The sequence below is a fragment of the Fluviicola sp. genome (assembly GCF_039596355.1).
In the GTDB taxonomy this organism is placed as follows: domain Bacteria; phylum Bacteroidota; class Bacteroidia; order Flavobacteriales_D; family Crocinitomicaceae; genus Fluviicola.
In genome coordinates this window covers 311,331-327,411 of record NZ_JBCNJW010000003.1, presented here as the reverse complement: position 1 = coordinate 327,411, position 16,081 = coordinate 311,331, and the positions used below count along the sequence as shown (strand labels likewise).

Annotated in this window: 14 protein-coding genes; 3 read left to right on the top strand and 11 right to left on the bottom strand. The window is 45.2% G+C overall.

Annotation, left to right across the window (positions count from 1 at the left end):
• Nucleotides 1–147: 147 nt before the first annotated feature.
• From ABDV94_RS09405 to ABDV94_RS09360, 10 genes are all read right to left on the bottom strand, one after another.
• Entirely contained in the window at nucleotides 148–657 is a 510-nt protein-coding gene (locus ABDV94_RS09405) for a dihydrofolate reductase (RefSeq protein WP_343606798.1), read from the bottom strand.
• Nucleotides 654–2,021 carry a CapA family protein gene (locus tag ABDV94_RS09400; RefSeq protein ID WP_343606796.1) on the bottom strand — a complete coding sequence of 456 codons (1,368 nt, stop codon included), beginning with the start codon at nucleotides 2,019–2,021 and terminating at the stop codon, nucleotides 654–656. The genes ABDV94_RS09405 and ABDV94_RS09400 overlap by 4 nt, the downstream gene beginning before the upstream one ends.
• Nucleotides 2,022–2,651, bottom strand: a complete 630-nt coding sequence (locus tag ABDV94_RS09395; protein ID WP_343606794.1) for a DUF4230 domain-containing protein — start codon at nucleotides 2,649–2,651, stop codon at nucleotides 2,022–2,024.
• Nucleotides 2,641–3,216, bottom strand: a complete 576-nt coding sequence (locus ABDV94_RS09390; protein ID WP_343606793.1) for a DUF4230 domain-containing protein — start codon at nucleotides 3,214–3,216, stop codon at nucleotides 2,641–2,643. Before ABDV94_RS09390 ends, ABDV94_RS09395 begins: the two co-directional genes overlap by 11 nt.
• Before the next feature lie 3 nt (nucleotides 3,217–3,219).
• A complete protein-coding gene (locus tag ABDV94_RS09385; protein ID WP_343606791.1) occupies nucleotides 3,220–4,413 on the bottom strand; it encodes a M20 family metallopeptidase in 1,194 nt (397 codons plus the stop codon).
• A gap of 267 nt (nucleotides 4,414–4,680) precedes the next feature.
• Entirely contained in the window at nucleotides 4,681–5,655 is a 975-nt protein-coding gene (locus ABDV94_RS09380) for an acyl transferase (protein WP_343606790.1), read from the bottom strand.
• A 147-nt stretch (nucleotides 5,656–5,802) separates the two neighbouring features.
• Complete coding sequence (locus ABDV94_RS09375; RefSeq protein ID WP_343606788.1) at nucleotides 5,803–7,146, bottom strand: HAMP domain-containing sensor histidine kinase; 1,344 nt, start codon at nucleotides 7,144–7,146, stop codon at nucleotides 5,803–5,805.
• A 104-nt stretch (nucleotides 7,147–7,250) separates the two neighbouring features.
• The gene (locus tag ABDV94_RS09370) at nucleotides 7,251–7,568 is read right to left on the bottom strand and encodes a rhodanese-like domain-containing protein (RefSeq protein ID WP_343606787.1); all 318 of its coding nucleotides are present in this window, start codon (nucleotides 7,566–7,568) and stop codon (nucleotides 7,251–7,253) included.
• Between the two features lie 207 nt (nucleotides 7,569–7,775).
• A complete protein-coding gene (locus tag ABDV94_RS09365) occupies nucleotides 7,776–8,507 on the bottom strand; it encodes a DUF4197 domain-containing protein (protein ID WP_343606785.1) in 732 nt (243 codons plus the stop codon).
• Between the two features lie 160 nt (nucleotides 8,508–8,667).
• Nucleotides 8,668–9,678 carry an NAD(P)/FAD-dependent oxidoreductase gene (locus ABDV94_RS09360; protein WP_343606783.1) on the bottom strand — a complete coding sequence of 337 codons (1,011 nt, stop codon included), beginning with the start codon at nucleotides 9,676–9,678 and terminating at the stop codon, nucleotides 8,668–8,670.
• Between the two features lie 296 nt (nucleotides 9,679–9,974).
• Here ABDV94_RS09360 and ABDV94_RS09355 point away from each other — a divergent pair, with 296 nt between their 5' ends.
• The gene (locus ABDV94_RS09355) at nucleotides 9,975–11,909 is read left to right on the top strand and encodes a hypothetical protein (RefSeq protein WP_343606781.1); all 1,935 of its coding nucleotides are present in this window, start codon (nucleotides 9,975–9,977) and stop codon (nucleotides 11,907–11,909) included.
• On the opposite strand, the gene ABDV94_RS09350 is transcribed toward ABDV94_RS09355, so the two are convergent.
• Nucleotides 11,906–12,436, bottom strand: a complete 531-nt coding sequence (locus ABDV94_RS09350; RefSeq protein WP_343606779.1) for an RNA methyltransferase — start codon at nucleotides 12,434–12,436, stop codon at nucleotides 11,906–11,908. The genes ABDV94_RS09355 and ABDV94_RS09350 overlap by 4 nt on opposite strands.
• A gap of 131 nt (nucleotides 12,437–12,567) precedes the next feature.
• Here ABDV94_RS09350 and ABDV94_RS09345 point away from each other — a divergent pair, with 131 nt between their 5' ends.
• Both ABDV94_RS09345 and mutS read left to right on the top strand, forming a co-directional pair.
• Nucleotides 12,568–13,278, top strand: a complete 711-nt coding sequence (locus ABDV94_RS09345; protein ID WP_343606778.1) for a hypothetical protein — start codon at nucleotides 12,568–12,570, stop codon at nucleotides 13,276–13,278.
• A 104-nt stretch (nucleotides 13,279–13,382) separates the two neighbouring features.
• Nucleotides 13,383–16,007: a DNA mismatch repair protein MutS gene (gene mutS / locus ABDV94_RS09340; protein ID WP_343606776.1), complete on the top strand. Its 2,625-nt coding sequence runs from the start codon at nucleotides 13,383–13,385 to the stop codon at nucleotides 16,005–16,007.
• Nucleotides 16,008–16,081 lie beyond the last annotated feature (74 nt).

Here is a 16,081-nt window from a genome sequence, read left to right as displayed (position 1 = left end):
ACTCGCAACGGCAAGACAAGACGGTTTTAAACAAAATCCGGAAAATATTTCAACAATTCAGGAAATCACCTACTCAGAAAATCGGCAGGAATTCCCCAAAAACACTAAGGATTCGTAATATTGCGAAATCGCAAAATCACCTACTTATCAGAATCTCTTCGTATATCTTTTAATCCGGAAACCGGCCTCATGCTTCTCATCTTTTCCCTGCTCCAAAATCGTTTCCACATTCCATTCCGACTCGTCGAAAGCAGGAAAAAACGTATCGGCTCCGTACCGGTGATCCACCTGTGTGATATACAGTTCATCCACCACTCCGGCATCCATCGCTTCTTTGTAAATCTGTCCACCGCCAATGATGAAAACAGTCCGTTCCGTTTCATCCGCATAATGTTTCAGACACGCCTCCAAAGAAGGAAAAACAAGAGCTCCGGGAGCTTCGTATGCCGCATTTCGCGTCAACACTGCATTTTCACGGTTGGGAAGCGGGCGAAATCTTTCCGGAATCGAATCGTAGTTTTTACGTCCGGTTACCACTACATGACCACTGGTCGTGTCCTTAAAAAACTTCATATCCACCGGTAAATGCCACATCAGGTCATTGTTCTTACCGATTCCACGTTCGTTGTCCATCGCAACGATCAGTGCTGTTTTCATGGGATAACTTTATAACTAGTTGGTGAAATAAATACACATTTGGGCTGGGCGATAAACGCTTCCGGAACCCGGGCTTTTTTCACATCCGATTCGGTTTCAAAATAACCCACCACCCAGTGATATTGTCCATCCGCACCGAGCACTTTATGCATCAATGCTTTAAATCCGGGTTCTATAATTTCTGCATTCTTATAAACCTCAACCGGGTATTCCTGGGCATAATATCCCTTCAGCAATTTTTGATAATAACCGGTAATGATTTGGTCTTTGCCAAGGTTCATTTCCTGAGTACCCTTCGAATGCTGTTCGAACAAACTTCTGGAATCAGCAAAAAACAAATCATATTTGGCTTTGGAATCCGTATCGAAGAAATCCGGGCGGTAATCCGAATACGGAAACTCCGGAAGGATGTAAAATGGCTTCACTACTGCTTCCTGACGCGGATAAACCCAGGTAAAAACATGTTCGGTATTTCCAAGCGTTGTTTTTCCGTTAACCTTTTGAACCTGCGCCATCAAAATCATTCCGCCGTCTTTATACCGATCGCGCTGATTCGATACAAAATTCCCAAGCGACCAGGCTGTCAGTTTCTTTTCTCCGCCCACTTCTTTCACTTCTACCGGCTGCAACACATGCGGATGGCCTCCGATAACCATATCAGCTCCCTGGTCGTAGCAAAACTTTTCCCAGTTTTTCTGGTAGGCATTCGGAAGTGATTGGTATTCCGTTCCCCAGTGCAGCATACAAACGATCAAATCCGGTTTCATGTCACGAGCCTTCTTGAAATCCGCAAACATGACTGCGCTATCGATGTAATTAATGATCAGCGGCTTTGCAACCGATAACCCGTTTGTACCGTAGGTGTAATTTAAAATCGCAACTTTCAATCCATTTTTCTCGACTATCAGCGGATAATTTTTGTCGCGCTCTTCTTTGCTCCGAAAGGTTCCGGTGTGTTTCACGCCCAAACGATCGAGCACATCCAGTGTTTTAACCACCCCGTTCGAACCTCCGTCGCAGCTGTGATTATTTGCTGTTATGATCACATTGAAACCCGCATCAACCAAACTTTCCGACAATTCGGGTGGAGCAGAAAACTGCGGATACCCTTTGTAGGGTTTTCCGGCGTGTGTCACTTCCAGGTTTGCAATCGAAATATCTCCCCGTTGAATGGCCGGCTTAACGAATTGAAAACAATCCCGGTAATCATAGGCATCTTTCTTCTCGTTGTAAGCTCCCGCAATTTGTCCGCCGTGCTGCATGATATCTCCGACAAACACAAACTGCAACCTGGCCGTATCTGCCTGTGAAAACGAAACAGAAATTCCGAAAACCGCCCCTAAAAATCCTCCAATCAACCGCATTTATTCTTCAAATTTGATGATTAACTTTTTGTCTGTCCGAACCAAAGACCTCAATGCTTTTTCCAAAGGAGCTTTGGCACGTTCCGGCAATTTCAGCCGGTCTCCGGTCGCGATCATTTTCTTCCGTGCTTTGCGCTGCAAGTACAACCGTTCGTAATCCTGCCAGTCCCCGTTTTCAATATAGACCTCTGTTCCTTTCGGATTCAACGATACAGAAAGCAATTCCGGTTTCGGAATCACGATAATCAACGAATCCGGTTTCGAAATAAACTGGAAATCCTTTCTTTTCAGGTCGACACCGTAAAGCAATTCACCTTTCATGATCAGCGTCAAACGGCGTTTGGTTCCATCCGCTTTGAGACCATGCTTAAATTGATCCGGATCAATCAATTTATTAAGCGAACCCAACAGCACTTCGTTCCCGGTTTTGTAATATTCCACCGTATCAACAACTGCCTCATCCTGGAATTTGAGCGTATTCAGCTCCAGGATGGAACGGATTTGTTCTACCTTCAGAGGAGTTTCGTCCAGGATGATTTCGTCCTCACCGGAAGAGCCCTTAAAAAACAGCTGGTAAACCCAATAACCGGCAAATGCGATCAATCCAATAATCGCCAGCCTAATGATCAAGGTTTGTATTTCTTTTATCTTTTGGAGTTTCATGTACGATTACTTGTTCAAATCCCTGGTTCTTATAAAAATCGATTAGAAATGTTTTGGCATTTCGTTCTGCTTCGTCTAACACATTCAGTTTTTTCAAATCTTTCCGGATGGATTCTTCGCCCTTTTGAAGCACTTTCGCTTTGTCTTCCTGGGAAAAATCAGATCGAAAACCGTTTACCTCTGTCATTTCCGTCCGGATCAATTCCGGATCCATTTCAAACGAAACAATTTCCGGTGGAGGCAGCTGAATCGTGATCGTCTTTCCTTTCACGGAAATATCGGAATCTTTGATCGTATTGAGGTTAATTCCTGCTTTCACCCGTGCTTTGCAACTCAGTAAAATTTTACGGTCTCCGAATTTATACCACTCTCCTTCGTCGTTCCACTTGATAATTTTCCCAAGCGTGTACTCCGTTGTAGAAAGCGTTCCCACAGAACGAATCTGGTACACTTCCGTTTCGGGCACTTCCTCTTTCTCTCCACAGGAAGCAGCGAAAAACGAGAGCAGAATCAAAAAACACCAATTTTTCATAGTCTATAATTCAAAAGCGGCCAAACACATGGCCTGCATTCCAACAATCAGCGCCTGGCTGTCGATATCAAATTTCGGATGATGCACTCCATAAACAATGCCTAAATCTTCGTTGCGCACTCCCAGACGGAAAAAACACACCGGAATCTCCTGCGCATAAAAGGAAAAATCTTCCGACGTTAAGCGGATCGGCAATTCTTCTACCTGATCTTTCCCAAAGAAAACCTCGCTTCGGGAAGTCATTTTCTGAGTCAGTACGGGATCGTTTTCCAGGTACGGATATCCTTTTGAAATTTCCAAATCGGCCGTTGCTCCAAATTGCCGGCAGGTCATGTGCACGTGTTCAGCAATCATTTCAAGCGCTTCTTTCCGCCACGCTTCATTCATCGTTCGGAACGTTCCTTTCAAAATAGCCTTTTCAGGAATGATATTCGTTGCCCCGAGTGCTTCAAAATGCCCGAAAGACAAGACACACGGCACTTTGGGATCGCATTTCCGGCTCACGATCTGTTGTAAACCTGTCAGCAATTGCGCTCCGATCATAATCGGATCAATCGTTTGATGCGGCGTTGCACCATGCCCCCCCTTTCCGTTGATGGTTATGTAAATTTCATCACAGGAAGCCATGTACAAACCTGGTCTGAAACCCAATTTCCCCACTTCCATTTCTGGAAACACATGAAGCGCATACATTTCATGCACCGGGGGATTTTTCAATGCTCCGTCGGCAATCATCAGGGAAGCGCCACCCGGATTTTTCTCTTCTCCCGGCTGAAAAAACAACTTCACCGGATGCTCCAGCCATTCGCGGTTTTCCCAGATAATTTCAGCTGCACCCAGCAAAATGGCTGTATGTACATCGTGTCCGCAGGCATGCATCACGCCCTCATTCACCGATTTATAGACACAATTGTTCTGTTCGGTAATCGGCAAAGCATCCAATTCGGAACGCAAACCGATACACGAAGCATGTTCTTTGTGCTTTTCGGAGCGGATGATTCCCAGAATTCCGGTTCCGGCTACTTCTTTCTGGTAGGGAATCCCGATTTTTTCCAACTGCTGCGCCACAAAACTCATGGTATTGTATTCCACATAGGACAATTCGGGGAAACGGTGCATGTGTTCCCGGTACTCTTTGACCTTGTCGAATAATTCTGTGGAACGGGTGCGGATGATATGTTGAATGGTCGAATCCATTTGCTGTTATGAGTGTTATTCAAAAATACGAAACTATCGTTAATTCCTAATTCCTAATTCCTAATTCCTAATTCCTAATTCCTAATTCCTAATTCCTAATTCCTAATTCCTAATTCCAAAACAAAATTATTTTCAATTCCTGTTTCAAGTCAGTTCGAGTACCGTAGTGAAACGAAGGTGTATTGAGAAAGACTTGAAACTCGCTAGTCATTCTCGATACGCTACGCACTCGAATTGACGAAAATGGGTCATTCGTAATTCAAAAAATCAATTCCCCACCAACAGATTACACCCCCGCACATCGGAGTGATCGAAGCGTCCCATCAGGCGGAGTTTTCCGTCTTCCAGCCGGCCCAAATCCTGGGTTTCGATGAAAGCACAAGAGTATAAATTTGCCAGATCGGTTACGTTTACGCCGCCGGTTTTTTCGTTAGTCAGCAGTTCAAAAGGATCGTTCACTTCCCGAAGGGAAATCCGCATCCAGGGCGGCAATTCAAATAAGCCGTTTTTGTCGCTGTAGGCCTGGGAGAGCAATTCGCACATCCCGTATTCCGATGCGATGTATTCACAACCGAAACCTGCAATCAATTCGAGGTGCATCTCTTCTTTGGTCATTTCTTTCCGGCGACCTTTCATTCCTCCGGTTTCGATCACCGTCACATTATGAAGATCCGGTTTCAATTCTGCCAGATCCAGCAAAGCATATGAAACACCGAATAAGACGAGTTTCTTGCCGGTTTTTCGTCCTTCGGAAATAGCCTGCAGTAAACTTTCTGCACTGTCGAGGTAGTAACCGGAAAGGCGATCTCCTGTCAGAGTAATCAACTTATCAACCATATAAACCAGGCTGGATTCGCCCTGCGAGACATAATTCGGCAATAAGGCAAAAATGATCTGATCCTCAAGCTTTCCGAGAAATCGTTCGTAAGTCGGCACAAAAGAACGTTCGTAGATGGAAACGTCTGCCACGTAGTGTGTGCTGCGCGTCATCCCGGTTGTTCCGCTGCTTTTAAAAACCTGCTGCACGTCCATTCCTTCCGCCAGAATTTGGTGTGTTTTGAAAAAAGGAATCGGCAAATGCGGAATTTCCAGGTAATGTGTAGGTTCCGGCCTGCGCGTCAGCTCCAGGTAGGTTTTGTAAACCGGCACATGTTCTCTCTGGAATCGAAACACTTCCAGCGCACAGGTATTGAAATCCGCTTCTGTCTGGATGGAAAAAATGCGATCAATCAGTTCTTGCATACCACAAAGATACGCTGTTTTTTATTCAGCTACTCTCTGCTCTTCCTTCTTGCCAGACGGAGCCTCAGTCTTCGCCAGCTAACGCTTTCCCTCAGCTTTCCCGTCTTTCCAGACGGAGCTTCGGTCTTCGCCAGCTAACGCTGGCTCTTACTTCAGGGGGAATTTCATCGTGAAAGTCGTTCCTTTCCCCAACTGGCTTTTCACCTGGATGGTTCCGCCGTGTTCTTCCACGATCAGTTTCACGTAATACAAACCAAGTCCAAAGCCCTTTACGTCGTGGATATTCCCCGTTGGAACGCGGTAGAATTTATCGAAGATCATTTTGATATCGTCCCGCTTGATCCCGATTCCGTTATCGGAGATTGATAAACAGAAACAATTGGCATCATTCCAGGTACGGATCACAATCTGCGGACGCACGTTACAGTATTTCACAGCATTGTCGAGCAGGTTGTAAATCACATTGGTAATGTGTACCTCGTCCATCATCAGGATGTCTTTTTCTGCATCCATCACCAGTTCAATCTCTCCGCCCAAATCCGTTTGATTGATCTCAAAACTGTCTTTGGCCTCCAGGAGCAAGTCGTGGATCGAACAGGATTCTTTCTTGAGCGTGAGTTTTTCTTTGTCGAGTTTCGCCACGTTCAATACGCGCTCCACCTGGTTCTCCAGGCGTTTATTTTCCTTGTAGATAATTTCCGCATAGCGTTTCAGGCGATCCGGTTCTTCCTTAAAATCTCCGCGCAAAAGCAGTTCGCTGGACAAGCCGATCGTTGAAATCGGTGTTTTCAGCTCATGCGTCATGTTGTTGATGAAATCTGTTTTCACTTCCGACAAGCGCTTTTGCTTGAGGATTACGTTCAACGTAAACAGGAAAAAGAGGAACAAGAGCATCAAAATCACGAAGAGGTAAATCCACGGGGAAACGTTCGTCCGTTCAATATCAATCGAGGAAGAACTCACATTCGGGAAAAGCACCGTGAAGTAATGTCCGTCGTTTTTCCATTTCAACTGGTTGGATGTTTTCCGGATTGAATCGCTGGCCTCAACGGAATAGGATGAGTCTTTCGTATACTTGATCATGTTCCCGAAAACAATCGAATCGGAGTAACAGTCGTAAATTCCGTATACGAAATCCTGGTTCAGACTTTGGTTATCGAATTCGCGCTTCAACAACTGTTCCAGGTAATACGGATGCAGTTCTTCTTCGATATCGACCGAAAAGTAATTCGAGCGAAGTTGTTTCACCGCGCCGTACAGATTCGCACTGATATCGTCGTGGGTATTCAATTCCCGCAACACATCACGCAGGGCAATATGTGCCCGTTCCGAAAACTGCTTCAGGTTCAAACTATCTTCCCGTTCCTGGATCTGCACGGTAATCCGCTGGGCTTCATTGGTTTTATGAATCCAAAACAACTGAATACTCAGAACACTCAACAGCGAGAGTATTCCAAGAATAATTACCGTATTAATCGTCTTGCGATTCAAGAATCTAAATTGAGAATGTATATTAATGGAGAATTGAAAATTGAAAAGTCAAAAATGCTTCCCGAACCAATCAACCTTTTCAATTCCCCATTTTCACTTTTAAATTAATATGCTTCCATGGAAGGATCAATTTCCTCGATCCATGCCAGGATTCCACCTTCCAGGTTGTACAGGTTCGTGTAACCGTGCTGCTGCTCCAGGAATTGGATTACTCCTGCGCTGCGTTTTCCCGAACGGCAATGAACCACTACTTTTTTGTCTTTGTCGATTTTTTCAACTTCTCCCGGAACAGTATTCATCGGAATCAACAATCCGTTCAGGGTACAAACATCATTTTCAGAAGGTTCACGAACGTCAATCAACTGGAAATCTTCGTTCCCATCCATCCATGTCTTCAATTCTTTTACTGTAATGCTTTTCATTTGTCTGTTTTGTTTAAGAAGGTTCAAAAGTTTAAAGCGTAAAAAGGTTCAACGTTTCACCGGGATCATTACCAGGCCCAACTCCCCCTTTTTTCACTACTTGTTTTCGTATTTAAATCTACGAAAAAAGCGACCAAACCGATCGCTTTACAAATTTACAGAAAACAGCTGTAGAAATCATTCTTCCACAGCCGGTTTAACCATTTTTTAGCCTTTTCCGAATACTTTCTGAAGAAGTGCAGTGACCTGGGCCGCAGGATCCTTGCGGATTTTTGCTTCCTGTTCGCTGATCAACAGCATCAACCCATTGATTGCCTTCGCAGTAACGTATGCTTCCAGATCCGGATTTTGCTTCGTTACTCCCGGAATTTTATTGTATGCCGTAACCAACGGGTTCCAATATTCCGTCACGCGTACTTTTTCCATTGCAGTTTTAATAATCGGGGTAAATTTCTCCGTCAAAGCAGGTGTTGTTTTTTCACGCAGGTAGTGCGTTGCAGCTGTATCTCCTCCATTCAGTATCGCAAAACCATCGGTAACCGACATCCCTTTTACTGCTCCCGCAAAGATATCGAAGGCGCTTTTCGCCGCTTCTTCTGCCGCACGGTTCATGGATTCTTCAAATTCCGTTACCTGTTTCTGCATTCCCAATTTCACCAAACGGTCTTTCATGGAAGCTGCCTGAGCCGGCCACGGAATGAAAATATTCTGGTTCTTGTAAAAACCATCTACCACACTTGCCGAACTTGCCGCTGTTTTCGCTCCGGTTGTCAGCGCTTCACGCAAACCACTCACCACTTCGTCATTCGTCAAGGAACTTTTACCTGATGACGATGTGGTAGTCAATTCTTTTCCTTTTGAAACTATTTTTCCCAGTGTTTGAGCCGATGCCAGGTAGCTCGTACTGATAAACACTGCTATTGCGATACTGATTTTCATACTATGTGATTTAATTCCGTTCTATTTGGAAGCAACGATCCCGGAAAGGTTTAATTACTCCTGCGTTTATTTAACGTTTGATAACACCAAAAATTGTTCCATAAAAGAAAGGGGACGTGATGCGCCACGTCCCCAACCCTTACATAAATATCATTCCAGGTTAGAATCCCTGTACCCCATTTACGGTTGTATACTTGAGGATATTTTTCTTATCCGGGTAAATGCGTGCAAATGCAGACTGAACCGCCAGTGTTCCTTCATGGAATCCGCACAGGATCAGTTTCAGTTTGTTTTCATATGTATTCACGTCGCCGATCGCATAGATTCCCGGGATATTCGTTGAATAATCCAGTGTGTCTACTTTGATGGCGTTCTTCTCGATTTCCAGTCCCCAGTCCGCAATCGGTCCCAAAGACGGTTTCAATCCGAACAATGGAATGAAGTGATCCGTTTCGCGGATGATCTCTCCCTGCGTATTGTGCTGGATTTTCACATGCGTCAGTGAATCTCCCCCTTCCAATCCGACCACTTCTGCTTCAGTGATCAGGGTAATTTGTCCGCTTTCCGCCATATCGATGACTTTCTGAACCGAATCCAGGTGACCACGGAAGGAAGCACTTCGGTGTACCAACACCACTTCTTTCGCGATTTTCTTTTCAGCCAGGAAAATAGACCAATCCAATGCAGAATCTCCACCTCCGGCGATCACACAGCGTTTTCCGCGGTAGAACTCCGGATCTTTGATGATGTACTCAACTCCTTTATCCTCAAAATCTGCAATGTTTGCAATAGGCGGTTTACGCGGTTCGAACACTCCCAATCCTCCCGCGATCATCACAATCGGAGCTTTATGCTGCGTTCCTTTAACGGTTGTTACGATAAACTGATCGTCTTCTGTTTTATCGATCGTCATGGCAGCTTCCCCCAGGGTGAATCCCGGTTTGAATGGCGCTGCCTGTTCCATCAGGTTATCAATCAGGTCTCCTGCCAGTACCGACGGGAACCCCGGGATGTCGTAAATGGGCTTTTTCGGATAAATCTCCGAACACTGCCCTCCGGGTTGCGGCAATGAATCAATCAAATGACAGTGCAGCTTCAACAAGCCTGCTTCGAAAACGGTGAACAATCCAACCGGACCTGCACCAATTATTATGATATCTGTTTCAATCATTATTGCTATAAAAAGTGTTGCAAAAATAACGATAGTTTGTCAGATTCTGATCGCTAAAACGAGGTAAAATCCATCGGAAATAAGAAGTTACTTCCGGATTCAGGTGCTCGTAAACGGATTCCATTTCAGAAAGGATGAAAAGGTTGATTTCGGCTATTTTCGGCGCTATAGCGCAGTCATATCAAGGGGTTCGTAATATGGCGATATGGGAATTTGACTCTTCAAAACATACGCGTTCGGAAAGTTTATCCATCCAGTTTCACCAGCTTTCTTACCTTTGTTTGAAAGGGTTATTCATGATTCGATCGAAAATCAATCTGTTTGTTCAAAAGCTGAAACAGCACTTCCTGCTGGTCTTAATCCTGTTGATCGCGGTGGCTCTTCGATTCTATCACTGGAGCGAAATCCCCTACATGCACGACGAACTCAGCGCCCTGCTCCGCACCGAATTCGACAATTTCTCCGACCTCATCAACTACGGAGTCAAATACCGCGACACGCACCCGGCGCTCATCCAGGTTTTCCTGTATTACTGGACTGGGATCTTCGGTTACTCGGCGTGGATTGTCAAACTGCCGTTTATTCTCTCCGGGATTGGGAGCGTTTATTTGGCCTACAAAATCGGACTAAGATGGTCGAACAAAACAGCGGCTCTGATCATTGCCTCCATCATGGCCTGCTCGGAATACACCCTGATGTACAGCCAGATCATTCGTCCCTACACCAGCGGGTTGTTTTTCACCCTCTTGATGGTTTATCACTGGAGCGAACTGGTTTTCTATAAAAATTACCTGTTGAAGCACCGGATTTACTTCGTACTGGCAACGGTTCTCTGTGCCTACAATCACCATTTCAGCTTGTTCACCAGCGGATTGATCGGACTGTCAGGGTTATTTTTTGTCGACCGGAAATTCATTTGGAAATACCTGCTGCTTTGTGCCATAGCCGTAATCGCCTACATCCCGCATTTACACATTTTCTTCAAACAACTCGGTGATGGCGGCGTGGGAGCCTGGCTTGGAAAACCGGAGTCGGACTTCCTGTTCCAGTTTATGTTTTATGTGTGTCATTTTTCGCTGGCACTAGTCATTTTACTAGCCGTGATCTGGTGTTTTTGCCGCATTTCCGGACGAAGCACTCCCAAACAGCGAAAACCACTCTATTTCTCAGGATTCCTGTTCTTTATCGTATATTTCACTGCTTATTTCTATTCCATTTACGGTTCCGCCGTACTTCAATACTCGGTACTCATTTTTGTATTTCCATTTCTGCTTCTCTTTATTTTCGGCTGGATCAAGGAACAAGCTCCCATTGCGAATGTGGTAATCACGAGCTGCATTTGTATCGGGTTTACGAGTACACTCATTTTCAGCAGGAATTACTATTCCATTTTTTATGTGCCGATTTTCGAACAATTGGTAACGGACGCGCACGATGCAGAGAAAGAAGGTCCAAAAACACTCACTATTCTGTATACCGACGAACCGAAAACACGCTTTTACGAAAGACATCTGAGCGTATCTATTCCGAAATCCTGGCTATTTATCAACAACCCGGCATTTACGGAAAAGGAGCTAACCCGTTTATTGGATGAAAAATCCAGGAATTACGACCGTATTTACCTGGGAGCAATCTGTCAAATCCCCCCGAATTTTAGAGCGATTATTCTTTCCAGGTATCCGCACATTCTCTGGCAACGCAATTATTTTTCGGCTTCATCCCTATTGGTATCGCAAGGTGATCCGAGTGAAAAACCAATCGCGGATTTGGCAAAAACACCACAAGCTTTCAACGGATACGATCCGAACAAATGGTACGATCATACCTATCATTTCCGGCAGGATGAAGAATGGGGACCCGGATTCTCCAAACCGCTGAGCGAATTAATCAAGCGACCTTCTGATGTGGTGGATGTGGTTGTCAAACTGAAACTGTCCGATTTCGAACACAATCCGTTGCTGATCATCACCGCACAGTCGAACGATTCAATTATTCAGTTTAAGGGAACGGAAGCGAAATTCAATTGGATCAACCGCACAGACAGCACCGTAACGCTGGTTCAATCCATCAGATTCATTGATCTGAACTACCAGCATTTCGACAAACCGTTTTTGAGCACTTATATTTGGAATCGCGACCGAAAACCATTGCAGGTTTTAGCATTCCAGGTCATCTACAGAAAAGACAATCCGTTTGTGTATGCCCTGAACGAGGATTTTCAGATGCCTTAAATGTATCGCTTGGCAAACTCCCACAATACAATTCCGGCGCAAACGGATACATTCAAACTGTGTTTGGTACCGAATTGCGGAATTTCCAGGATGTAGTCGGATGCATCGATCACGGATTGATCCACCCCATCGACCTCGTTTCCAAAGACCAATGCGAAGGTTTCGTTTTCCAGCGAGGAAATTTCGTGAAGCAAAACAGTTTTTTCAGCTTGTTCGATACTGCAAACCGCCACTCCTGCAGCTTTCAATTCCGAAACCAGTTCGTTGATGTCTTTCCGGTATTCCCATTCGATGGTTTCCGTTGCTCCGAGTGCCGTTTTGTGGATTTCGCGGTGCGGCGGCTGGGCAGTAATACCGCAGAGGTAGATTTTCTCAATATTGAACGCATCTGCCGTGCGGAAAAACGAACCGATATTGCTCAAACTCCGGATATCGTTCAGGATAACAATCAGTGGAAATTTCTCCTGCTGCTTAAACGTCTGCTCGTCCACCCGGTCGAGTTCCCACAATTTCAATTTTCGGTTCATGGGACAAAAATACCGATTTGAACCATTCTTTTACAGAACAAACCAATTCCTTCCGAAACTTTATAAAAAGACACTAAAAAATTTCGACAATTCATTAAAAATGAATACCTTTCACCAAACCCTACTATCACATGAAACAGAAAATCTCGTTATTTATTTTTATCACTTTTACCCTATTGCTTGTTCCCGGCTGTACCATTGAAAAGCGTTTGTTCCAGCCCGGCTACAACATTGAGTGGAAGAAAAAAGTACAATCTGATAAGCCATCCAATGAATACCATTCATTATCCCAGGTTTCTAACATCCCTTCTGAAAAACAAGTACCGGAAGAAATAACGATACAGAGCCAGAAAGCAGAGAATAATCCTCCGACACCGGAAAAAAACGAACTGGAGGCACTGGTAAAACCTGAAAGCAAACCGGTAATCTCTGCAAACCAGGCCAGCTCAACCGAATTGGCTTCCGTAAAAGTTGCAGCGCAGAAAAAAGAACATATTTCAGCAGAACAAAGTAACGATGACGATGAACCGCAAATCATTCCTAAAAAATTTGAACCGTTAGGAATTGCCTCATTTACGATATACTTCTTCGGGCTGGCACTGGCATTGTTAGCTATTATTGCCACTAACCCGGTAGTTTTTATTTCGTTTGCAGCACTTCTCTTCCTGCTGTCATTGACTCTGGGAATTGTCTCCGTGGTTAAATCCCATCGGAACAAAGCACTTTATCGCCGGAATTTTTTCGGGTATTTTGGTTTGATCGCCTCTGCGAGTTCGCTGGTTATAGGATTATTTCTGCTGCTGGTTACGGCACTCATCTTTCTGAGCGGATGGCCGGAATAAAACGTAACACAAATTGAATCATTGTTGAAAACTATCAGGCACAAAAATTAGTGTCCGTCTGACTTTGATTGTAAATTTGGGGTCTACGATAATTCAGAAAATCCGTGTCAAAAAAAGAGAAAGATCCGGCGGAAACGCCCCTGATGAAGCAATATAACCAGATTAAAGCAAAACATCCGCAGGCTTTATTGCTCTTCCGGGTCGGAGATTTTTATGAAACTTTCGGGGAAGATGCCGTGACGGCTTCAAAAGTACTGGGAATCGTTCTCACCAAGCGCGGAGCAGGTTCTCCTTCCGAAGTAGAATTAGCAGGATTTCCGCACCATTCGCTGGAATCTTACCTTCCGAAACTGGTTCGCGCCGGACACCGCGTGGCAATCTGCGACCAGCTGGAAGATCCGAAAATGACCAAAACCATCGTGAAGCGTGGTGTAACGGAATTGGTCACTCCCGGAATTGCTTTCAGCGACAAGATTCTCGACGGACATCAAAACAACTTCCTTGCTGCCATTCATTTCGGAAAAGAAATCCACGGAATCGCATTCCTCGACGTGACCACCGGAGAGTTCTTCACCGCACAGGGAAATACGGAATACATCAACAAACTGATCCAGGGTTTCGAGCCGAGCGAGATCATTTTTCAAAAGAATAAGCATCAATTGTTCCAGGAATTATTCGGAACGAAATACTATACCTTCCGCCTGGAAGATTGGGTTTTCACACCGGATTTCGGGAAGGAAAAACTCACCGGGCATTTTCAGACCAATTCCCTGAAAGGGTTCGGGATTGAGAACCTGGAGCAGGGAATCGTGGCTGCGGGAGCGATCCTGCACTACCTGGGCGAAACCCAGCACGACAAACTCGGACACATCACCCAGATTCAGCGTATCGAAGAGGAAAAATTCGTGTGGCTGGACCGGTTTACGATCCGGAACCTCGAATTGATTGCTCCCCTGAACGACGGCGGAAAAACACTCTACGATGTCATCAACGGAACCAAAACCCCGATGGGTGACCGTTTATTGAAGCGCTGGATTGTGATGCCGCTCAAAAACACAGAGCAAATCAACCTCCGCATTGATGCAGTGGCAGACCTGGCACAAAAACACCCGCTTCGTGCAGAAATCGACCACGAACTAAGTGAAATCGGTGACATGGAGCGTTTGATTTCGAAAGTAGCCGTGGGACGCATCCATCCGAAAGAACTCCGCGTATTGTCGCGCATCCTGGAACACATGTCTCCCCTGCGCGATGCTTGTTCACACAGCGAAAGCGATTTATTGCAGCAATTGTCCAAACGCATCGAACCGTGCGAGGAATTCATTCTCCAGGTTGAAAAATACATCCAGAAAGAACCTGCCGTGATGCTGGGCAAAGGCCCGGTCATTGCTTCCGGAGTACATCCCGAACTGGACGAACTGCGGGCTATCGCAGACAACGGAAAGGAATACCTGGAATCCATGCAGGAACGCGAATCCGAAAAAACGGGAATTCCAAGTCTGAAAATTGCATTCAACAACGTGTTCGGGTATTACCTGGAAGTTCGAAACACACATAAAGACAAAGTTCCGGAAGAGTGGATCCGCAAACAGACACTCGTTAGTGCCGAACGATACATCACCCCGGAACTGAAGGAATACGAAACGAAAATCCTTGGTGCGGAAGACAAAATCGCTTCCATTGAAGCACAGCTTTACCAGGAACTCGTTTTAAAACTGGCCGCATTTGTAGGCGAAATCCAGCGCAACGCTTACCTCATCGCTCAACTCGACTGCCTGAGTGGTTTTGCCGAAATTGCCGTGAAAAACCATTACGCGAAACCATCTGTGAACGACAGTTTTGTGATCGACATCAAAAACGGAAGGCATCCCGTGATTGAAGGACAGCTGAAACCGGGCGAAAATTACGTCCCGAATGATGTGTATCTCGATAAGGAAGAGCAACAGATCATTATGATCACCGGACCAAACATGTCGGGAAAAAGTGCGTTGCTCCGCCAAACGGCATTAATCGTTTTAATGGCACAAATGGGAAGTTTTGTCCCTGCCGATGCCGCTATTTTAGGAATTGTCGACAAGGTCTTTACCCGCGTCGGAGCTTCAGACAACATTTCTTCCGGGGAATCTACTTTCATGGTGGAGATGAATGAAACTTCCAGCATTTTGAACAATCTTTCAGACCGGAGTTTGATCCTCCTGGATGAAATCGGACGCGGAACCAGTACTTACGATGGCATCTCCATTGCGTGGGCCATTGCCGAATACATTCACGAATTCCCACAGGCGAAAGGAAAAACGCTGTTTGCAACGCACTACCACGAATTGAACGAAATGGCTGTTCAATTTCCGCGCATCCACAACTACAATGTGAGCGTAAAAGAAGTGGGGCAGAAAATCATCTTCCTGCGCAAACTGGTTGAAGGCGGAAGTGAACACAGCTTCGGAATCCACGTAGCAAAACTGGCAGGAATGCCTTCCAAAGTAATTCACCGCGCCGAACTCATGCTGGAACAACTGGAACTGAATCACCGTTCAAGCGAGGTGCAATCGGTAAAAGATGTGGTTGTACAAGCAGGAAATGCCTCCGATATGCAACTAAGTTTCTTCCAGCTGAATGATCCGGTTCTGGAGCAAATCCACGACCAGTTGGTTTCGATCGACATCAATACACTGACTCCTGTTGAAGCCCTGATGAAACTGAATGAAATCAAAAAGTTAACCGGGGGATAAAATACACGTAAAACAGGTTCAAACAAGGTTAAAAACGTTCAATGGATTCAACGAGTTAAAATCAATTTGAACTA